Annotated in this window: 23 protein-coding genes and 1 pseudogene; 9 read left to right on the top strand and 15 right to left on the bottom strand. The window is 64.7% G+C overall.

From position 1 onward, the window contains the following. Positions 1 to 204 precede the first annotated feature (204 nt). Entirely contained in the window at positions 205 to 1,239 is a 1,035-nt protein-coding gene (locus ACVMK0_RS02715) for a CDP-6-deoxy-delta-3,4-glucoseen reductase (RefSeq protein WP_476464213.1), read from the top strand. Between the two features lie 67 nt (positions 1,240 to 1,306). Here ACVMK0_RS02715 and ACVMK0_RS02710 read toward each other — a convergent pair whose 3' ends face one another. Together ACVMK0_RS02710 and ACVMK0_RS02705 are read right to left on the bottom strand one after the other, a co-directional pair. Then, the gene (locus ACVMK0_RS02710) at positions 1,307 to 1,702 is read right to left on the bottom strand and encodes a type II toxin-antitoxin system VapC family toxin (RefSeq protein ID WP_476464212.1); all 396 of its coding nucleotides are present in this window, start codon (positions 1,700 to 1,702) and stop codon (positions 1,307 to 1,309) included. Continuing rightward, entirely contained in the window at positions 1,699 to 1,953 is a 255-nt protein-coding gene (locus ACVMK0_RS02705) for an AbrB/MazE/SpoVT family DNA-binding domain-containing protein (RefSeq protein ID WP_476464211.1), read from the bottom strand. The genes ACVMK0_RS02710 and ACVMK0_RS02705 overlap by 4 nt, the downstream gene beginning before the upstream one ends. 295 nt (positions 1,954 to 2,248) lie before the next feature. On the opposite strand from ACVMK0_RS02705, the gene ACVMK0_RS02700 reads away from it, so the two are divergent. Both ACVMK0_RS02700 and ACVMK0_RS02695 read left to right on the top strand, forming a co-directional pair. Next, the gene (locus tag ACVMK0_RS02700) at positions 2,249 to 2,770 is read left to right on the top strand and encodes a hypothetical protein (protein ID WP_476464210.1); all 522 of its coding nucleotides are present in this window, start codon (positions 2,249 to 2,251) and stop codon (positions 2,768 to 2,770) included. A 63-nt stretch (positions 2,771 to 2,833) separates the two neighbouring features. After that, a pseudogene (locus tag ACVMK0_RS02695) lies at positions 2,834 to 2,977 on the top strand (CDP-6-deoxy-delta-3,4-glucoseen reductase); the annotation flags it as partial. An 84-nt stretch (positions 2,978 to 3,061) separates the two neighbouring features. Here ACVMK0_RS02695 and ACVMK0_RS02690 read toward each other — a convergent pair. The 13 genes from ACVMK0_RS02690 to ACVMK0_RS02630 form a co-directional block, all read right to left on the bottom strand. Then, positions 3,062 to 4,609, bottom strand: a complete 1,548-nt coding sequence (locus tag ACVMK0_RS02690) for an O-antigen ligase family protein (protein WP_476464209.1) — start codon at positions 4,607 to 4,609, stop codon at positions 3,062 to 3,064. 323 nt (positions 4,610 to 4,932) lie between these two features. Continuing rightward, a complete protein-coding gene (locus tag ACVMK0_RS02685) occupies positions 4,933 to 5,376 on the bottom strand; it encodes a pilin (RefSeq protein WP_476464208.1) in 444 nt (147 codons plus the stop codon). A 291-nt stretch (positions 5,377 to 5,667) separates the two neighbouring features. Beyond that, the gene (locus tag ACVMK0_RS02680; protein ID WP_476464207.1) at positions 5,668 to 6,321 is read right to left on the bottom strand and encodes an SCO family protein; all 654 of its coding nucleotides are present in this window, start codon (positions 6,319 to 6,321) and stop codon (positions 5,668 to 5,670) included. Positions 6,322 to 6,370: 49 nt separating this feature from the next. After that, entirely contained in the window at positions 6,371 to 6,910 is a 540-nt protein-coding gene (locus ACVMK0_RS02675) for a GNAT family N-acetyltransferase (protein ID WP_476464206.1), read from the bottom strand. Positions 6,911 to 6,944: 34 nt separating this feature from the next. Further along, positions 6,945 to 7,124, bottom strand: coding sequence for a hypothetical protein (locus ACVMK0_RS02670; protein WP_476464205.1), 180 nt, complete (start codon positions 7,122 to 7,124; stop codon positions 6,945 to 6,947). Between the two features lie 191 nt (positions 7,125 to 7,315). Then, positions 7,316 to 7,633, bottom strand: a complete 318-nt coding sequence (locus ACVMK0_RS02665; RefSeq protein ID WP_476464204.1) for a helix-turn-helix domain-containing protein — start codon at positions 7,631 to 7,633, stop codon at positions 7,316 to 7,318. Continuing rightward, positions 7,626 to 7,760, bottom strand: coding sequence for a hypothetical protein (locus ACVMK0_RS02660; protein ID WP_476464203.1), 135 nt, complete (start codon positions 7,758 to 7,760; stop codon positions 7,626 to 7,628). Before ACVMK0_RS02660 ends, ACVMK0_RS02665 begins: the two co-directional genes overlap by 8 nt. Before the next feature lie 196 nt (positions 7,761 to 7,956). Continuing rightward, positions 7,957 to 8,562 carry a hypothetical protein gene (locus tag ACVMK0_RS02655; protein WP_250959723.1) on the bottom strand — a complete coding sequence of 202 codons (606 nt, stop codon included), beginning with the start codon at positions 8,560 to 8,562 and terminating at the stop codon, positions 7,957 to 7,959. Positions 8,563 to 8,781: 219 nt separating this feature from the next. After that, complete coding sequence (locus ACVMK0_RS02650) at positions 8,782 to 9,828, bottom strand: Rpn family recombination-promoting nuclease/putative transposase (protein WP_476464202.1); 1,047 nt, start codon at positions 9,826 to 9,828, stop codon at positions 8,782 to 8,784. Positions 9,829 to 9,916: 88 nt separating this feature from the next. Continuing rightward, the gene (locus ACVMK0_RS02645; RefSeq protein WP_476464201.1) at positions 9,917 to 10,819 is read right to left on the bottom strand and encodes a methyltransferase domain-containing protein; all 903 of its coding nucleotides are present in this window, start codon (positions 10,817 to 10,819) and stop codon (positions 9,917 to 9,919) included. 70 nt (positions 10,820 to 10,889) lie between these two features. After that, positions 10,890 to 11,162, bottom strand: a complete 273-nt coding sequence (locus tag ACVMK0_RS02640) for a type II toxin-antitoxin system Phd/YefM family antitoxin (protein ID WP_476464200.1) — start codon at positions 11,160 to 11,162, stop codon at positions 10,890 to 10,892. Positions 11,163 to 11,170: 8 nt separating this feature from the next. Beyond that, positions 11,171 to 11,509 carry an endoribonuclease MazF gene (mazF, locus tag ACVMK0_RS02635; protein ID WP_034114637.1) on the bottom strand — a complete coding sequence of 113 codons (339 nt, stop codon included), beginning with the start codon at positions 11,507 to 11,509 and terminating at the stop codon, positions 11,171 to 11,173. Beyond that, a complete protein-coding gene (locus tag ACVMK0_RS02630; RefSeq protein ID WP_034114635.1) occupies positions 11,509 to 11,751 on the bottom strand; it encodes an AbrB/MazE/SpoVT family DNA-binding domain-containing protein in 243 nt (80 codons plus the stop codon). Before ACVMK0_RS02630 ends, mazF begins: the two co-directional genes overlap by 1 nt. 182 nt (positions 11,752 to 11,933) lie before the next feature. Between ACVMK0_RS02630 and ACVMK0_RS02625 the strand changes: the two genes are divergently transcribed. The 6 genes from ACVMK0_RS02625 to ACVMK0_RS02600 are packed head-to-tail and all read left to right on the top strand — an operon-like array spanning position 11,934 to position 19,906. Next, entirely contained in the window at positions 11,934 to 12,554 is a 621-nt protein-coding gene (locus tag ACVMK0_RS02625) for a GspH/FimT family pseudopilin (RefSeq protein WP_476464199.1), read from the top strand. Continuing rightward, complete coding sequence (pilV, locus tag ACVMK0_RS02620) at positions 12,551 to 13,129, top strand: type IV pilus modification protein PilV (RefSeq protein WP_476464198.1); 579 nt, start codon at positions 12,551 to 12,553, stop codon at positions 13,127 to 13,129. The genes ACVMK0_RS02625 and pilV overlap by 4 nt, the downstream gene beginning before the upstream one ends. A gap of 14 nt (positions 13,130 to 13,143) precedes the next feature. After that, positions 13,144 to 14,292 carry a PilW family protein gene (locus tag ACVMK0_RS02615; RefSeq protein WP_476464197.1) on the top strand — a complete coding sequence of 383 codons (1,149 nt, stop codon included), beginning with the start codon at positions 13,144 to 13,146 and terminating at the stop codon, positions 14,290 to 14,292. After that, complete coding sequence (locus tag ACVMK0_RS02610; RefSeq protein WP_250959738.1) at positions 14,289 to 14,855, top strand: pilus assembly PilX family protein; 567 nt, start codon at positions 14,289 to 14,291, stop codon at positions 14,853 to 14,855. Before ACVMK0_RS02615 ends, ACVMK0_RS02610 begins: the two co-directional genes overlap by 4 nt. 41 nt (positions 14,856 to 14,896) lie before the next feature. Next, a complete protein-coding gene (locus tag ACVMK0_RS02605) occupies positions 14,897 to 19,357 on the top strand; it encodes a pilus assembly protein (protein ID WP_476464196.1) in 4,461 nt (1,486 codons plus the stop codon). 60 nt (positions 19,358 to 19,417) lie between these two features. Next, positions 19,418 to 19,906 carry a type IV pilin protein gene (locus ACVMK0_RS02600; protein ID WP_476464195.1) on the top strand — a complete coding sequence of 163 codons (489 nt, stop codon included), beginning with the start codon at positions 19,418 to 19,420 and terminating at the stop codon, positions 19,904 to 19,906. Positions 19,907 to 19,929 lie beyond the last annotated feature (23 nt).

Below are 19,929 nucleotides of genomic sequence, written 5' to 3'. Positions count from 1 at the left end.
CTGGCTTACACGCCAGTTGTCGCTCAGTCTAGTCAAAAATGGCGCCCCAGTCTAGGCCCATGGTCTAAAGCCACCCGCGCGGATCAACACCCGCTCGCGCCTAAAGCGCGCCGGCAAAGCCCCCAGCAGGGTCATGAGCGCCATCCAATTTGAGAAAATAGCCGCTTTGGCTGCTACCGGCCCCACCCTAGGAACCGCGCCCGCATGAGCTACACCATCACCATCGAACCCAGCGCCCGCCAGTTTAGCGCCGAAAGCGGCGAAACCGTGCTGCTTGCCGCCATCCGCCAGGGCGTGGCCCTGCCCTATGGCTGCCAAGACGGGGCTTGCGGCTCGTGCAAATGCAAAAAGCTCAGTGGCACGGTCGAGCACGGCGCGTTTCAGCCCAAGGCGCTGTCCGAGGCCGAGCAGGCGGCCGGCTACGTGCTCACCTGCCGCGCCCAGCCGCTCAGCGACGTGGTGCTCGAATCCAAGCAGGTGGGCGCGGCCGACGCCTTTCCGGTGAAAAAGCTGCCCGTGCGCGTGAAAGCGCTGCAGCGCGCCACCGACGACGTGATGATCGTGCACCTGCAACTGCCCGCCAGCGACCGATTCGACTACCACGCCGGCCAGTACATCGACGTGCTGCTGCGCGACGGCAGCCGGCGCAGCTACTCGATGGCCAGCGCGCCGCATTTTCAGGCGCTGGCGCCGGGGCTGGAACTGCACATCCGGCACCTGCCCGGCGGCAAGTTCACCGACCAGGTGTTTGGCGGCCTGAAAGAAAAAGACATCCTGCGCATCGAAGGCCCGCTGGGCGGCTTTTATTTGCGCCCCGACAGCGCCAAGCCCATCATCCTGTTGGCCTCGGGCACCGGCATGGCGCCCATCAAGGCGCTGATCGAGCACCTGCGCCTGCTCAACTGCGAGCGCCCCATCACCCTCTACTGGGGTGGCCGGCGCCCAGCCGATTTGTACCTGCACGACTGGATCGCCAGCCAGTGCGCCGACATGCCCAACCTGCGCTACGTGCCGGTGGTGTCCGACGCGCTGCCCGCAGACGGCTGGAGTGGGCGCAGCGGCTTTGTGCACCTGGCCGTGCTGGCCGACTTCCCCGACCTGTCCGGCCACCAAGTCTATGCCTGCGGTGCGCCGGTGGTGGTGGAAGCGGCGCGGCGCGACTTTGCCGCCGCCGGCCTGCCCGAGCACGAGTTTTATGCCGATGCGTTTACTTCGGAGCGGGATAAGCTGGGGGTTTGAGGGGGCTTACGGGGGCGGTGCGGCCGCCTACAGACCAAGGGCGGCCAGCCGGGGTGTATAGACCGGCTCACAAAAGGCGTGCCGACTGGCCTTGTGCGGTGAGCAGGGCCACCGCTTTGCGGTCGAAGGAAACGAAGGTTTCCCCACCGAGCCAGTTGCCTTCGTAAGCGATCACGCCATCGGCAAAATCCCCTCCCGCTTCGAGCACCGACAGCCCGGCCTCCACGGCTGGCCGATTCACTTCCACATTGGCGGCGGCGAGCAGGGCGCGGATCGCGGCGGCTGCGTCGGTGGGTTTGAGGCCGTAAACCCGGAGCAGCACCCATACAAATTCGCACAGGCACGGCAGCGCGACCGCGATCAACTCGGCATCGGTCAAAACCTTGGCGGCAATGCTTGCTTGCTCAGGGTCATCGCCCACGGCAGCGCGCACCAGTACGTTGGTATCGACAACGACTTTCATCGATCTTTTCCGGCCCAGCCTTGTGCGGCCGCCGTGTTGATTTCATCAATGGTGGCGACTTTGTTGGTCCGGCCGGCCAGCAAGCCGACGAAGCCGGAAATGGTTCCGGTTGGCTGGGCGGCTTTGATCACGCCCCGGCCATCGGGCAGCAAATCCAGCTCGATCTTTTCCCCCGGCCTGATGCCGAGGTGCTGCAGCACGTCTTTTCTAAAGGTCACTTGCCCCCGTGCGGTAACGGTCAAGGTGGTCATGGGTGCGCTCGCTTCGTTTGAGTGGGGCCTTTATGGTAAGGCAAAATCACCTTACGGGCAATGCAGCAACTGGAATCCCTACCCTGCTCTGTTCTGCCCTCTCCTTTGGCCCTCGCCAAGCACCCGCACGGGCTTTGCTGTGGCGGCCCGACCAATCAGGGCGACAGCTGCCTCCAGCAGATAGAGGGCGGCCAGCCGGTGTATAGACCGGCTTGCGATCCGGGTCACGCCAACGGAAACGTATGTATTACCATTTCACCAATGATCTACCAAATCAAAGAGCTGCTCTTATCCGATGGCTGCCGCCAAGGTCAGCGTGGCCGCTGCGCGGATGGCGCAGGGCAACCTGTCGAATGTGGAGTGGTTCCGTGGCATTGGCGAGTACAAGATCGACTGGCGGCCGGGCTACCGCATCTACCTGGCCAAAGACGGCCTGAAGGCCTTGTGGGAAGACCACAAGCGCCGCAAGGCACGAACGAAAAAAGGAGCGCAACCCATGGCACTGACCCGTGATTTCAAAGCAACCGTGGTTGCCCGCGTGCAGACCGATCCGGCTTTTGCCCAGGCCTTGCTCGACGAGGCGATCACCCTGTTCATCGACGGCGAGCCCGACACCGCCAAACTCATCTTGCGTGACCTAGTGAATGCAACCGTCGGGTTCGAGTCGCTGACCGAGGAAATCCACAAGCCAGCCAAGAGCCTGCACCGGATGCTGTCGGCCTCGGGCAATCCAACCATGAACAACCTCTCGGCGATCTTCGCCGCCATCAAGCGCGCGCTCAAGGTTGAGGTTCACACCACCGTCGTGATGGCATAGCCCCCCTTGATCCGCTTGCGACCCGCAGAGCCCAAGCCCAAAAGCAATAGCGCCATCGACTCCGACCTGTCCGGCCACTAGGTGTATGCCTGCGGCGCACCGGTGGTGGTGGAAGCAGCGCGGCGCGACTTTGCCGCCGCCGGCCTGCCCGAGCACGAGTTTTATGCCGATGCGTTTACCTCGGAGCGGGATAAGCTGGGGGTTTGATTTGGTGAACCAAGCAAACCTGCCCACTTGAAATACCCCCAAGCGCGCTCTGCCCCAGCGGCCCGCAACCCATGCGTGCCGCCATCAGTGACCAAACAAACCTTGCAACCACAGACGTGGGAGGTAGGGGCCGCCGACCAGCTCACTCAGCGGCAGGCGCAGCGCAAAGTCCAGCGGCACCCCCACAGCGGCCACCACCCCCACCAGCGCGAGCAGCGCCACCGTGGCGGCGCGGGCCACAGCGCCGCACCTTGCAAGCACTGCAGGGCCGAGCCCAGATTGCAGCCTAGCCGCCAGCCGCTGTGGCCAAGCGCTAGCATCGGCGCCGCTGCCCAGCGGGTGCACGCTGAAATAAAAACCCAGCGCCAGCGCCGTCATCAGCAGCGAATAGGGCATGACAAAGTTGCCGTCAAACAGCGAAACGGCCGCCGCGCTTGCCAGCGCCAGCAGCGCGCCCGCGGCCACGGTGGGCGCGGCTGCAAGCGAGCCGTTGGGGCCGTTGGGGCCATTTGGACCGCTGGGGTGGTGTGCAGGCTGCGCATACAAGCGGCCCAGCGCGCGCCACGCAAAACTCCCCAATAGCAGCCCCAGCACCAGCGTGAACAGCACGCCCCACTCGGCCAGCAGCTGCAAGGGCAGCGAATGCGGGTGGGCCGCAATCGGGTTGTCGCCATGGGCAAAATGCATCGGGCCCAGCCCCAGCCAAGGGTGCTGCAGCGCATGGCCCCAAGCCTGGGCCCACAGAACTTGGCGGCCAGAGAGCGGGTTGTCGCTGACCAAGGTTTGTGCAATGCGCCCGCCCCAGTGCGAAGCCCCCTCCACCCACCCAAGCCAGGGCAGCAGCACAAACAGCCCCAGATAAAGCAGCAAGCCCAGCACAAAGCTTCCGGCCAGGGTGGGCAGCCAGCGCTGGCGCAAAGGGCGCAGCAGCGCGCAGAGCAGCAGCGCCGTGCCGGCGCCCAGCAGCCCGGCACGCGATTCGGTCATGAGCAGCACGCACCACCACAACAACAGCAGCGCAAACACCAGCAGCCGGTAGCGCTGGCGCTGGGCTTGCAAAATCAGACAACTGGCGGCGATGAGCGGCAGCAAAACGGCCGCAAACTGGCCAAAAAAGCGCAGGTTGTCAAAGCCCGGCAGCAGCAACCACGGGTTGAGCGGGTGCCCTAGGTGCAGAGTGGCCACCAAGGCCGTGGCCACGGCCACACAAAAAGCCGCTGCCAGCAGCGGCGCAAAATGCAGCAGATGCGCCCCGTGGCCTACTTGCGCCCGAAGCACCTGCCCCAGACAAACCGCCAGCAGAAAAGCGCCAAACAGCTGCGCAAACTCGATCAACGCATAATACGGATGCGCAGCCCACAGGCTCGACGCCAGCCCGATAGCGGCCAGCACCAGCAGCCCCCAAGGCGCCACCCACGGGCCAGCCGCCGCAAACAAAGGCGCGCGCACCCGGCCCACCAGCAGCAGCCACAGGCACGCCAGGGCCAAAGGCCATTGCAGCAGCAGGCGGTGCTGGTCGTGCAAGAAAGCCTGCACCAGCGGCAGATTAAAAAAGGGCGAGGCCAAGGGCGGCAGCACCGCCAGCAGCAGCAAGATCAAAGGCGCAATGGCTGCGCGCGCGGTAAAGGCCATGGGCTGATAAATTCTGCTTGGCCGCGTTGGCCGTAAAAATTTGGGCGCGCCGCGAGGGGCGCAAAAAAAGCCAAGCGGGGGGAAGTTTAGCTGCCCACGGCACAGCCCACGGGCAGCAGGGGGGCGACCACGCTGCTTTCGCACACCCACTGGCCGGCACCGTTGCGTGCGAGCCGCACAAATTGGGGCGACTCATGGGGTGCAGCGGATTCAAAGCAGCAATTAAAAAGCCCGTTCGTGGATTGAACGGGCTTGTTTAGGCCTGTGAGCGCTAACTGCAGCGCACAACGGCCAACTGCTGATGTGCTGTAGAGGACTGGAGATCAAGTTCCAGCAGCACAACCACCAGTTCCCGGGCGAATGCCTCGGCTTGCATTACAAATCGTACCTGTGGTAACCCAATTTATCGCTGTGTCCCCTTGAGTAGGCGTCAAGATTGCTTGCATAGCTGCACCTCCTCCTCCAACAGTTGCGAGGGATGTTGCCGTAATAACACCATCCTCTACAGTTAGAGCTGTAACATTAGGCGTAAGTGTTACAGCTGGAATTCCGCTGCTTCCTGCGTCACAGGTTGTCAAACTGCCAGTTTCCTGTGCACACAAAGCCACTGCCGTTCTGTAAGCAGCCAACTCAGCCACTGTTGCAGCGGCGTTGGTTCTGGATACAAAATTGCCATATTGTGGAATGGCAATCGCCGCCAAAATGCCGATGATGGCCACCACGATCATCAGTTCGATCAGGGTGAAGCCTTGCTGTACACGTTTCATGGGATGTTCCCTCCAAGAGTGGTTGAAAAACACGGGTTGAGCCTAAAACCGACCTCAAGGGGTTTGAGGTTGCACACACTCAAGCAGCTTTCGTGCCAGGCTAGGCGCTTGGCCCTGTGCCGCTGGGGCTGGGTAGGCTGCAGCAGGGCGGCTGCAGGGGCGCAAAGCGGTGGCGCAAAGCGGTTACACAACACGGGGCGAGCGCAAAATGGGCTTCACCTTGCCCGCAACCGCATCAAATTTTCACGTTAAATTTTGATGTGCGGCAGCTGGGTGCAGCCGCTGCCCGCATCAACTGCGCACCGGCTCGGCCAGCAGCAGCTTCACGTCGGCGGCGATGGCTTGCGCGCTGCTGCCAAAGGCGTGGTGCACGCGCACGCGGCCCGATGGGTCGAACAAGAATTTGCCGGCCGAGTGGTCGATGGTGTAGCTGCCGGGGGTGCTGCCCTCGACGCGCCTGAAATAGACCCGAAACGCGCGCGCCAGCGCAGGCAGCTCGGCCTCGGTGGTGTAGAGGGCCAAAAAGCTGGGGTCGAAGGCGGCCATGTAGGCGCGCATGATCTCGGGCGTGTCGCGCGCCGGGTCTAGGCTCACAAACAGCACCTGCAGGCGCTCGGCCTGCGCGCCCAGCAGCCGCCGCGCATGGGCCAAGGTGCCCATGCTGGTGGGGCACACATCGGGGCAGTGCACGAAGCCAAAAAATAGGGCCACCACCTGCCCCCTAAAGTCGGCCAGGGTGCGGCGCACGCCGTTGTGGTCGGTCAGGTCAAAGCCCTGGGCGTAGCTGGCGCCGCTGATGTCGATGCCCGCAAAGGGCGAACGCGGCCCGCAAGCCGCCAGCAGCCCCCCCGCGCCCACGGCCAGCAGCGCGTGCAGCAGGGCGCGGCGGGGGTGGGGGTGGGGGCGAAGGCGGGGGTAATGCGGCGGCTGCGGTCTGCTACTCATGCGCGGAATTGTGCCCCAAAGGCTGTGGCGCAGCGCAGCGCAAGCTTTTCTAAGTGGGCGTTGGCGCGGGTGGGCGCATGTTTTCGGCGTGCTGCTGGTACAGATCTTTGAGCATCAGAATCGTGTCGCGTACCTTCTGGCGCTGGCGCTCTTTTTTTTCCGAGAGACTCTCGATGAAACCGGTGCGCTGATAAAAATTCAGCACTGCATCCTGATTGACCGCATCAACCGTCAGCAAACGCACGGCAAACGGAGCGGTGGACACGATGCCGCAAATCAGGTCAATGAGTGCATCACCGATGCCGCTTCGTTGCAGTTCGGACATCACTGCCAGCTTGGTGATCTTGACGGCCGGGTAGTAGCTGATTGGCACATCGAAGGGCAGACCTAGGTCGGTACGCTCGCCGCTACTCAGGTGAACGGAGTCAGCCGTAAGGCTGAAGTACGCGACAGGAACATCGTAGCCTTGGGCAAACACCAGCACCGTGCTGGTCAGGCCATGCGCGTCGTAGTCGCGCGCATCTTCAACTAGGAATTCGTCGAGCTGGGAGCAACCGCAGGAGAACCGCTGTAGAACCTCGTCTTCCACATCGCGGATGTGTCGAAGGGTGAGGCTGCCTCGATCAATGGCCATTGCCCTTGACAGGCAGCGGCCGGGCGAAGGCTAGGCGCGCAGACTCGGCCAGCGAGGCCAACTCGCGGCGGCGTTTTTCGGTCAGGGTGACACCACCGACGGCCTTCAACAAGGCTCGGCTGGCTTCAACACCCAACTTCGGGGTCGCTTTGAATGCTGCTGATTTCATAAATTCGCTCCAAGATCGAACACCACTCCGCGCTGGGGTGTTGTCCGCAATTATCCGTCAATCAGCCTGCCAGAGCAAATGTGCCAGAGCATATTCCAGTCTTGTCCAACGAGGTATGAGCCTAGAGTCGGGCTCGTGATTCCAACGAGAGTTGGGGAAATCGGGGCCAGACTACACCCAACGTCGTGGCCTTATGCAATCGCCGTTAGGCCTTTTTTCTGGATCACGGTCAGCAGGCGCAAGGCGGCGCCACCGGGCTTTTTCACGCCCCGCTCCCAGTCCGAGACCAGGTTTTTTGAGACGTTGAGGTAGCGCGCAAACACCGGCTGCGAGATGTGCTCGCGAGCGCGGATTTGTTTGATTTCATCGGGTGCCAGCACTTGCACGGGCGTCAGGCAGGCCTCATCGAACTCGCGCATCGTCTGCTTGCTGGCGGCGCCGATCTCGTGCAAAGCCTCCATGGTCTCGTGGATCGCGGCCAAGGCATCGCTGCGGTATTTCTTAGACATCTTTGACTAACTCCTCAAACTGGCCGCTGTCGATCAGGCGCTGCAGCGGCTCGTCAGCAAGCGCCAGCACGTGTTTGGCCATCTTTTTGAATTGCAGCGCCTCGTCGGCGCCGATGTTGCCCTGCACGCAACCATGCGTTCAGGTAAACCCTCAAGACTCAGCACCTTATGCGACGAAGCCGAAATGTATCACACTTTGCGTGACATAGGGCCAAGCTTATCGTGGTCAGACCACGGTTTCCGCAGCGCAGTCTTGTCCAACGAGGTATGAGCCTGGAGGCGGGCTCGTGATTCCAACGAGAGTTGGGGAAATCGGGGTCAGACTACACCCACCGCCTAGGCGCAAAGCCGCTGGGCGTGGTGAGTTCGAACATTTCGTCGTGGATGCGCGCGGTGTACAGCCCGGCAGCTTGGGCCGCTTGCTCCACTTCGGGCTGCCAATCGACACCGGCCAAAATGCCTAGGCGAGCTTTGCCGGCCAGCTCGGGCAGCAGCAGCGGCAGGGTTTCGATCTGCTCAAGTAGCTGCTCGATGGCCTCGGGGCGCACGCGGCTTTTTACTTCGACCAGCACCACGCTGTTGACGTCGCCGTTGGCCCAGGCCAGCACATCGTATTCTTGCTCGCGCCCCAAGCGGCGCACGCGGTGCCGGGGCGAGATGTTTTCCATGCCAAAGCGCTCGGTCAGCAGCCGCTCCATCGAGGGCAGCGCCATGCCTTCGGTGAAGTAGCCAAACTTGTCGCCCAAGCCGGCGATCTGCTGCCCGAGCTGATCGAGCCGGCGCCCGGTTTGCTTCATGCGCTCGTCGGTGTCTTTCATGCGCGCGTCGGTTTCCCTCATGCGCATGTCGGTCTCGGCCGACTGCTGCGCCAGCGCGCGCAGCATGGCGCGAAGATCGTCCCAGCTGGTGTGTTCGGTATCGGTTGTCACGCGCTTGGCCCTCGCTGATGTAGCGGCGTTCATTCTAGCGCTGCAGCCCGGTTTGGGCAAAAGTTTGGGCAGGGTTGTTAGATTGTGCAGCGGCCCGCCTCGGGGGGTTTGGGGTGCCCCTAGCCGCGGCCTTGGCGCAGCCACTGGCGCATCTGCTCGAGCGGCACGCTGCTGCTGGCGGCCACGGGCACGCGGGGGGGGGGGGTGCAGCGCAATGCCTTAGGTCAAATCGCCTTGGCCCGCTTCACCAAAGAGCTCCGACAGGGACGAAGCCGACAAGATGCGGGCCATCCAGTCCATCAGCTGCTCTTCGCTGGCTTGCGCCAAGCGGGTGTCCACCCACTGCGGCACGGCGCCGAAACGCAGGCGCAACTGCAAGGCCAACGCCTTGGCGTAACCTTGGTGTACGCCCTGCTGTACGCCCCGCTGCACACCCTGCTCCAACCCCTGCTGCAGCCCCTGCTGCAGCCCCTGCTTGAGGCCCTTCATGGTGGCCTCGTCGAACCAGCGTTCAATGGTTTGCTCTAGCATGGCGCTACCCTCTAGTAAGTCGTTGATGGTGTCGATTTCGTCAATGTTAGCGCGTGGCGCCTTGCGGCGCAAGAGCATGCGCACCCAGACGCTGATCGTGCGCCGCAGGGGTTGCATGGCTTCGCCTTGCAGCAGCTGGCCCAAAGCGCCCAGCACCTGCGCGATATCGGCCGGCGTGCGGCTGCGCTCGAGCTTAAACAGCGCTTCGGCAAGGTTGCGCACGTCTGCCAAGGGATGGAGCTTGAGCCGGACTTCGTCCACTAGGTGGTAGAGCAGCCGCGGCCGGTAGGGTTCCAGCCCGGGCAGGCTGGGGCCGTAGCTGTCGGCGACGTCGGTGGCGGATTTCCAGGGCGCGGCGCCGTTGTACAGCACGATGGGCACGATGTTGGGCAATTGGCCGTCTTGCAGCTCGCCTTCTTTGACCAAGTGTTGCGACAGCAGCCCGACATAGACCATCATGCGCAAGGCCATCCAGGGGTCGGGCTCGCTTTGGAACTCGAGCAGCAGGTACACCCAGACCCACTGCTGGCCCACCCGCAGCCGCCAGACCATGTCGTCGTGGCGCTGGCGTTCGGTCTCGCTCACATAGCTGGCGTTGACGCGCTCCAGGGTGTTGAAGTCGGCCTGCTGCAGCCACTTACCGCCCAAGTAGCCGGTGAGCAGGTCGCGCACCATCTCGGGGTGCGAGAACAGCAGTTTGTAGCCGGTGTCGTGGGCGTGATTGGGGTGGGGCATGGTGCGGTCGATGATACCCGCCAGACGAGGCCAGCTACGGCTTGCCTGTGCAGCGGCCAAGCTTGGGGCGGCTTGGGCTTGGGGCCCCCTAGGCGCGCCCTTGGCGCAGCCACTGGCGCATCTGCTCGAGCGGCACGCTGCTGCTGGCGGCCACGGGCACGCGGGGGGTGGCGCGCACGGCGTGGCCGTAGACGATCTCGAAGGTGAGGCTCCATTGGCCCTCTGGGGTGCGTGGCAGCTCGTGCTCGATGGCGGCCAGCAGGTGCTGGCGGTGGCCGCGGCCGCGCAGGCTGGCGGGGCGCAGCGGGTGCAGGTTGCGGCCAAAGGCGCGCAGGTCGGCCAGCAAGCGCTCGGGGCTGGGGTAGCACAGCACGATGCGCTCGGTGTCGAGCACCGGGGCGGCAAAGCCGCTCTCGACCAGCATGTCGCCCCAATCGTGCATATCGACAAAGGGCTGGTGCGGCGGCGGCCAGCCGCGTGTTGCGTAAATCGGGCGCAGCTCGCGCAGGGTATCGGGCCCTAGGCTCGAAAAATAGAGCAGCCCATCGGGGCGCAGCCAGCGGTGCCAGCAGGCCAGCAGCGGCTGCGGTTCGGCATACAGGTGCAGCGCCATGTTGGCCCAGAGCAGATCGGCCTGTCCGGGGGCGATGGTGGGGGGCTCTGGGCTGGGGGTGGCCGAAGTGGGCGTAGGCTCTGGGCTGGCGGCGTGCGGCTGCAGCCGGCCTTGTTCGTCGAGCAGGTGCAGGCGCGCTTGCGGCCAGCGCGCCGCCACCGCCTGCTGCGCCTGCCAGCCACCCAGCGCCGGGTGCCAGCTCAGCCAAGCAGCGGGCGTCTGCAGCAGCCAGTCGAGCCGCTGCGCCATGCGCTGCCCCACCTCCTCGTGCAGCCACGGGCTGTGCGCGCGCGCAAGGCCACGCCAGCGCTGGGCGGCTTGGGGGTCGAGCTCGGGCTGGGCAGTGGGCGGGGCGTCTGTGGGGAGGGGTGCGCGCATGGCGGGGGCATTGAAATTTTGTAGGGGGCACGCCAATCTGATTGCGATTGGGCGGCACCGCTGCAGTTGCTCAGGCATCGTCAATGCCGACCTCGATGGCTCGGGCCTTGTCGGCAAGGAGGCTTGCCACTTTGCGGTAGAGCTCTTGGTCGGCAAGCTCTTCCATCATGGCTTCGAACAGGCGCGGCTCGACCATGTAGAAGGCGGCGCGGTTGTGGTTGAGCACCGCCACCGGACGGTGATTGGCCTGCCTGAGCACTGCGGCCGGGTTTTTCTTGAACTCGGACATGCTCACAGCGACATCAGCAAGAATGGCTTCCATATTCTTCATCTCCATCAACATAGATGCACTCAAGCGAGCTTGAGCAGCGCCCTGACCTTGGCCCTGATCTCGGCCAACTCGGCGCTCGTGGCTTGGCCCTTGCGCTGGGCTAGGCGCGACTTCCAGTCTAGGCTCTTGACTTGGTCGGCCAAGGCGGCGCCGCTGGCACCGCCGCCAGACAGCGGCACCTCGAACGGGTAGCCTTTGATCTGGCTGGTGATGGGCACACACAGCAGCAGCCCCGAGCGCTGGTTGTACGCCTTGGGGCTGATGACGACTGCCGGTCGGCGCCCGGCCTGCTCGTGTCCGCTTTGGGGCGTGAAGTTGAGCCAAACGATGTCGCCTTCGTCGGGGACGTACAGCGCCATCAGAGCAGCTCCTGCCCTTGCGCTGGCCCAAAGTCTTGCTCGGTGTGCCGGTTTTGCGGCGTGATGCCGGCTAGCAGCGCCTCCAGATCGTAGGCCGGCGCGGCTGGCTCGATGACGATGCGGCCGTTTTGCGCACGCACCTCCACCGCCTGATCCAGCCTAAGGTGCGCCGCCTCCATCACCGCTGCAGGCAAGCGCACGGCAGGGCTGTTGCCCCATTTTTTGACAAACTGCAGCGCCATGATGGCCTTTCGTAGAAACAAAAGTAGATACGCAGGTAGTATAGCCCATGGTTGTGCAGGCAGCAAGCATATTCATCTTTTGCGGGTAGGCAAGCCCTTGCAGCCCACCGCTGGGCAGCCCAAAAGCGCCGCTCGTCGGCAGGTGGCACGAACACGCGCCTGCGCAGGATTATGATTGGGTTATGTTTAATTTGGCCCGCCTTCGTCGCCGCGTTCGTGGCGTAACCCTGATTGAGGTCATGGTGGTGGTGGGCATTGTGGCCATTTTGGCCATGATGGCAGCGCCCAACTTTCGCGCCATGATCGAGCGCAACCAGATCAACAGCGCCACCAACGAGCTGATGATGGGGCTGCAACTGGCGCGCTCCGAAGCCATCCGGCTCAACAGCACGGTCACGCTGTGCCGCAGCGCCAACGGCACCTCCTGCGGCAGCCCCGCTGGCTGGGAAAGCGGCTGGATCGTGTTCCACGACCGCGACGGCGACGGATCGGTCACGCCCGCACAGGCTGGCCCGCCCGCCGTGGCAGCCGATGCGGTGCTGCGCACTTGGGGAGCCCTTGGGCCAAGGCTCACGCTGCGCGGCAGCGCCGATGTGGCGCAGCGGGTGAGCTACAACGCACTCGGTCAGGCACAGCTCGCAATCACCAACTCACATCATCTGATCGTCTGCCACAACAACCAACTGCTGCAGGCACGCGCCATCGTCGTCACGCGCACCCGCCCGCGCTTGTCCACCGACAGCAATGCCGACCGCATCCCCGAGAACGATGCCGGCGTCAATTTCGCAACCTGCACGCCATGAACCCTACCGCCCGCACCCCCTCCCCCCCCTTGGGCGAAGCACGCCGGCTGGGCGGCGGCCCGCCGCTTGGGGCGAGGCTGTGCGGTGCGGCTCCGGCCAAGCGCCAGCGCGGGGCCTCGCTGATCGAGGTGTTGGTGGCGTTTTTGCTGCTCACTTTTGGCTTGCTGGGCATGTCAGCGATGCAGATCAACGCGCTGCAAAACAACCACAGCGCGCTGCAGCGCAGCCAGGCCTCGATGTTGGCGCACTTTAAGATGGACGCGATGCGCGCCAACCGACAAGATGCCATTGATGGCTTTTACAACTTGGGAGCGCTGGGCACGCCTGGGCCACCGGCCTCGCCGGATGTGACGGTTTGCACCCCCCCAGCCGACACCAGCTTGGTCACACACGACCAGCGCACTTGGCTGCTGGCCATGCGCGCCACGCTCGGCGATGCCAACACCACCTGCGGCTTGGTGGCCTGCGTGGCGGGGGGCGGGTCGGCCAGTTGCACCGTGCGGGTCTATTGGGACGATACCCGCGGCACCGGGGGCGCGCAGTCGCAGATGGTCGAAATCGTCAGCCAGCTATAGCCCGACCACACACCATGCACACCTCCACCGCCCGCCCCGCCCGCACCCAGCGCGCCTTGCCGGCCCCAGTGGCAGCACACGGCGCACTGGGGCGCCGCCCTGTCCAGCGCCCGCGACACGGCGCTGCTGGCGCATTGCGCCAGCGTGGCCTGACGCTGATCGAAGTCATGGTGGCGCTGCTGCTGGGCCTGCTGCTGATCGGGGCTGTGGGCGGGCTGTATCTGGCCAACCACCAAACCTTCCGCCAAGTTGAAAACATGGCGCGCATCAACGAAAACGCACGCTTGGCCTTTGAGTTGCTCGGGCGCGACCTGCGCGAAGCCGGCGGCATCGCGTGCGGCAGCCGCTTGCCTACGGCCAACGTGGTGCAAGCGCCCGCCGGCACTTGGTGGAACCAGTGGGGCCAAGGGCTGCGGGGCTACGAGCAGGACGAAGCAGTCCCTACTAACCAGTTGCCCGCTCGCGCATTTGGGCTGGCGGCGCTCGACCGCGTGGCGGGTACCGACGCGGTGGTGGTGTGGTCGGGCAGCAATGAGGTCGCGCTCAGTGTTGTCAACCACAACCCGCCCGCAGCAGCTTTGCATATCAACCGCAACCAACATGGGATCGAAGATGGTGACATCGTGCTCGCCTGCGACATGCGACAGGCAGCCATATTCCAGGTGAGCAACGCCAACCAAGCCAATGCCACCATCGTGCACAACACCGGCGCTGCCGTTAGGCCTGGCAATTGCCGCAAAGAACTCGGCCTCTCGAACGCGGCCCCGCACGACTGCTCGACTGCAGGCAGCGATTATTCCTTTACCTCCGGCGGTTTCCTGACCCGGCTGCAAGCCAGTGCTTGGTACATAGGCTTCAATGGCCGCGGTGGCACCTCGCTCTACCGCGTTTCGCTGGGCAACGACGCTGGTACCGCTCAAGCGGGCGCCCCAGAAGAAGTGATCGAAAACGTAACAAATCTGCAGATATCTTACCTCGAGCGCAGTGCCGCCGGTGCGCTGGGCGACCGCTATGTCATCGCAACCGATGTGAACGACTGGAGCCGGGTGCACGCCGTGCGCCTCGAACTCACCTACACCACCGCCGAAGCCGTGGGCACCGATGCCCAGCGCATCACCCGCACCCTGCCCTTTGTCGTTGGTCTGCGCAACCGCTTGCCATGAACACCCCCCTGCTCCACCGCCCCCACACCCAAAGCGGCATGGTGCTGCTGATGGCGCTCATCATGCTGCTGCTGGTCACGCTGCTGGGCGTGACCTCGGTGCGCATGCTCACGGTCGAAGAGCGCATGGCGACCAACACCTTTGACCGCAACTTGGCCTTTCAGGCCGCCGAAACTGCGCTGCGCGAAGGCGAAGCGCTGGCCGACGCGCAGTCGCTGCTGCCCACACCCAACTCGGGCTTCCCGGGCGTGGCCATGGACTGCAACAACCTCAACAACGGTGCCTGCGCGGCCGGCCTGTGCTCACCCCCGGCCGCAGCTTGCAACAGTGCTCGCTGGGACGACGCCAGCTTCAACGGCTGGCGCAACGCCACCACGGCGGTTTCACCGTTGGCCGTAGGCGCGCCGCAGTTTTTTGTCGAGCACCTGGGCTCGAACTTTCCTTGCAACCCGCAAGAGCCCTCGCTCGACCTGCACTGCGAGCGCTACCGCATCACCGCGCGCAGCCAGCCGGTCGACGGCCGCGCCGTGGTCATCCTGCAGTCGATCTACGCCGCCCAATGAGGAGCCGCGCCATGCCACACCTTGCCCGATCTCTATCCCCCATGCATTGGCCCGCTGCAGCCCGGCGCTGGCTGCGCCGCTGTGCTGTGCTGCTTGCTTTGGGTGCCGCTGGTGCCAGCCTGCTGTTGGGCCCCATGGCCACTGCGAGCAGCCCGGGGGCGCTGGGCGCCAGCCCCGAAACCGCCGCGCCGCTGGCCGTGGCCCAAGGCGCGCCGCCGCTGGTGATGCTGACCATGGCGCGCGACCACACCCTGTTCTACGAAGCCTACAACGACGCCTCCGACATCAACGGCGACGGCCGACTCGACACGCGCTTTGACCCGCGGATCACCTACCTGGGCCTGTTCGACTCGCGCCTGTGCTACGCCTACACCTACGGCACGACCGACCCTGAGGCCCGCCGCAACGACAATGACGGCATTTTTACTCCTGCCGCTGCCGCTATCGCAGCTCCCGGCACCAACACCAACTTCAGCTGTGCCACCGACAGCCACTGGTCGGGCAACTGGCTCAACTGGGCCACCACCAGCCGCATCGACGCGCTGCGTGTGGTGCTCTACGGCGGCTACCGCGAAGTCGACACCGCCACCCAAACGGTATTGCGCCGCGCCTACATCCCGCAAGACGCGCACTCGTGGGCCAAGGAATACACCAGCGTGGCCGTTGACGGCTACGACATCAGAGACTTCACCAGCCTAGCTCTGCCCATAGACACTGGCACCCAGCGCCATTTCTTTGGCAACCTGACCGATGTGCGCAATCGAAATTGCGCCAACCTGAGTAACTGCAGCGACCGCGCGCCGTTGTTGCGTGTCGTCACCAACGCCCAAGACGCCCGGGTCTGGCAGTGGGCCTCGACCGAACGCCCGGTGCTGCACGAGAACGACAACCTGTTTGGTGGCACCCGCACCGACCACACGGTGCGGGTCGCGGTCTGCACTGCGGCTTTCAACGCCGGCTGCAAACGCTACCCCGGCGCCAACGCCGACATCACCACCGACGACATCTTCAAACCCGTCGGACTGCTGCATGAATTTGGCGAAAACGGCTCCATGCTCTTTGGCCTGCTTACGGGCAGCTACAACCGCAACCTATCGGGCGGGGTCTTGCGCAAGGTGGTGTCGTCGTTTGCCAACGAAGTGAACCCCATCAACGGCACGTTCACGGCCAATGCCACCATCGTCAATGCGATTGACGCGTTGCGCATACGCGGCTTCAACGACGGCCGCACCGACAACACCTACCGCGGCGGCTGGGTCACGACCCGGCCCATGAACGAGGGCGAGTTCGTCGATTGGGGCAACCCGGTGGCCGAAATGATGTACGAGGGCTTGCGCTATTTTGCTGGCCGGGGTAGAGCCACACCAGCCTTTGCCACCAGCGGCGGGGTCGATGGCCACTTGGGGCTGCCAGTAGCCACTTGGGACGACCCCTTCAACCCCCTGGCCGGTGCCGCCCGAGCGCGCTGGTGCGCACGGCCAAACCAGCTCGTGATTTCGGGCGTCAACCCCTCATTCGACTCAGACCAGCTGCCGGGCAGTGCTTTTAATAACTTTAGCGGCGACTTGAGCGGCCTAAACGTAGCCAACATCGGCCAGACCATCGCCACCCACGAGCCGGGCATTGTAGGTATGCGCTTCATCGGCCAGGTAGGAGCCGACTTCGACGGCGCGCCCACGGCCAAAAACGTGACGTCGCTGGGCAACATCCGCGGTCTGGCGCCTGAGGGCCCAACCCAGCAGGGCAGTTTTTACTCGGCCTCAGTGGCGCACTTTGGCCGCAGCACCGACTTGCGCCCGGCGCTGCAAGGCCAGCAAACCGTGGACACGCACGTGGTAGCGCTCAGCTCGCCCCTGCCCACGATTGCGGTGGCCGCCCCCGGTGGGCGCACGTTCTCGCTCGTGCCCTTTGCCAAGTCGGTGGGTGGCTCCAGCATCAGCAATGCAAAGGGGGCGTTCCAGCCCACCAACCAGATCGTCGATTTTTATGTCGATACCATCGCCAACTCCTGCCCCGCGGCGGGTGGCGGCGTGGCCAGCATGTGCGCAGACTTTAACAACGCCGTCAACGGTGGGCGCTATTTTGCGCGCTTTCGCATCAATTTTGAAGACGTGGAGCAAGGCGCCGACCACGACATGGACGCCATCGTGATCTACGAAATCTCGATGCAAGCCGATGGCCGGTTGCTTGTCGTGCTGACCCCAGAATACCAGGCGGGCGGCATTCAGCACAGCTTTGGCTACGTGCTCTCGGGCAGCACGGCCGACGGGGTTTATCTGGTGGTGCAAGACGAAAACGTCAGCCGCCCCTTCCACCTCAACGTTCCGCCCGGGCGGTTGCCGGGGTTTTGCGACACCGCCTCGCCGCACAGCAGCTGCAACACCCTGCCGGGCTTGGGCGGCGGCACCGGCCGTGAGCGCAGCTCCGACCGCCTTTTCACCGCCAGCGCCACCCCTGCGGCCAGCGTGCTGCCCAGCCCGCTGTGGCTGGCGGCCAAGTGGGGCGGCTTTACCGACCTGAACAACAACCAGCGCCCCGACCTGCAGGCCGAATGGGACGTGAACCGCGACGGCGTGCCCGACACCTTTCACCTGGTGCAAAACCCGACCCTTCTGCGCGATCAGCTGGCGCGCGCCTTCACCACCATCCTCGAGCGCAACGCGGCAGCCGGTAATGTGTCGGCCAACAGCACCTTCATCACCACCGACAGCGCGGTGTTCCAAGCCACGTTCAACAGCGCCAATTGGTCGGGCGACTTGCTGTCTTTCCCCGTGACCGCCGCCGGTGGGGTGGGCGCAGTGCCGCTGTGGCGCGCCAGCGAGCGCCTGCCGGCTTTTGCCAGCCGGCGCCTGTTCACCACCAACGCCGCCGCCAGCCCGGCCACCGTTCCTTTTGCCTGGTCTGGGCTCTCGACCGCACAGCGCAATCTGTTTGGCGCCACCGACCCCGCACGCCAGGAGGTGATCAACCACCTGCGCGGCGACCCCAGCCGCGAGGTGCGCAACGGCGGCACGCTGCGCAACCGCCCCACCACGGTGCTGGGCGACATCATCCATTCGTCGCCGGTGTATGTGGGCGACAACAACACCGTGTTCGTGGGCTCCAACAGCGGCTTCTTGCACGCCTTCAACGCCAGCACCGGCGACGAGCGCTTCGCCTTCGCCCCCAGCAGCCTGCTGGCGCACATGCCGCGCTTGAGCGACCCCAACTACGTACGCCGCTACTTCGTCGATGGCGAGCTGGCGGTGTCGCAACGCGCAAACACCGGCAACCGCAATATTCTGGTGGGCTTTTTGGGCCGCGGCGGGCGCGGACTGTTTGCGCTCGACGTCACCGACCCAGCCAACTTTGGCGCCACTGGCAACGCCAGCCGGGCGCTGTGGGAGGCTTATGGCGCCAGCGACGCCGACATGGGCTACCTACTCGGGCGGCCGATGATCGCCAAGGTGCGCGGCGATCGCGCGGGCGCGCCGCCCATAGACGTGGTGATTTTTGGCAACGGCTACAACAGCGCCAGCGGCCGGGCGGTGCTGTACGTCAAAAACCTGCACACCGGGGCCCTGATTAGCAAAATCGACACCGGCGTGGGCAGCGCAACCAGCCCCAACGGCTTGGCCAGCCCAGGGTTGGCGCTCGATGCCAACGGCGTCGTGGAGCATGTGTACGCCGGCGACCTCGAGGGCAACGTCTGGAAGTTTGACCTCACGCACCGGAACCCGGCGCAGTGGCAGTCGTCTTTTGGCAGCCGCAGCACCCCTGCCCCGTTCTTTGTCGCCACCAATGCCGCCGGGGTGCGCCAGCCGATCACGGCCCCGATCACGGTGGCCACCAACAACGTGGCCGGCGACCCGCACGTGGGCAAACGCTTTGTCTTTTTTGGCACCGGCAGCTACATGCGCGCCACCGACCCGGCCGACCGGCAAGTGCAGTCCTTCTATGGGCTGATCGACGAAGGCGCGCAAATCACGGGACGCACAGCCTTGCGCCAGCGTAGCATCAACCAGGTGGGCACTTTTGCCGGGCGCCCGGTGCGCACTTTCTCGGTTGCCTCGGCCGGCGACATGGCCGGCCGTCAGGGCTGGTTCCTCGACTGGGTCGATCCACCTGCTGCCACAGCACGCGGCGAGCGCGTGGTGAGTGCGGCGCGCATCATCCCCACGGTCGAGCCGGCGCTGGTGGTGAGCTCGATCATCCCGGTGGCTGACGACCCCTGCATACCTGGCGGCACCGGCTTTTTGAACCTGCTCAACCCCTTTAGCGGCGGCTCGATCACAGTCGGTCTGCTCGACGTCAACCAAGACGGCAGCTTTGCGGACGACAGGCTGGGAGGCCAGTTCATCGCCTCGTTCGACCCCGGCATCGGGCTCTTGAGCGAATCTGTGCTGGTGGGAGACCGGCTGGTGGTGGGCGGCTCCGAGGCGCGCGTGGCTGACGTGCGCGTGCTGCGCCCACTGGCTGCAGGGCTGCGGGGCCGCATCTCGTGGCGCGAAATTATCCGCTAACGGCCCCCCATCACACACACCCCATCACACCCACCCAAACCGACCACGCCTACAGCTGCCATGTACCAAGAAGCACCCACACCCATTGCTCCAGTGCTGACCGCAGCCCGCGGCGCCGGCCACGAGCCTTTACCGCTGCGCCGAGTGCCAGCAGGCTTCACCTTGGTCGAGCTGATGATCGTAGTAGCCATCATCGCCATTCTGGCGGCGATCGCCCTGCCGAGCTACCAGCGCCACGTCACCGAAACGCGGCGCGACGCGGCCACCGCCTGCCTGCTGGAGCTGGCGCAGTTTGCCGAGCGCCACTACACCACGCGCATGGCTTACACCGGCTTGGTGCTGCCCAATATCCAGTGCAGCACCGACTTGTCACAGCACTACACCTTCAGCCTCAACGGCGTGCCCACGGCGAGCACCTACTCGATCCAAGCCGTGGCCCAAGGCGGCCAAGCCGGACGCGATGCAGCCTGCCTGACGCTGCGCATCGATCAGCGCGGCACCCAAACGGCGTTGAACAGCGCCAATGTGGCGAACCCGGATTGTTGGTGATTGCAAGCCCTCTGCCGGGTTCG

This window comes from Serpentinimonas sp. SSL01 (assembly GCF_056323735.1).
Note: the sequence above shows the minus strand (reverse complement) of the source record. Positions and strands in the feature narration are given on the sequence as shown.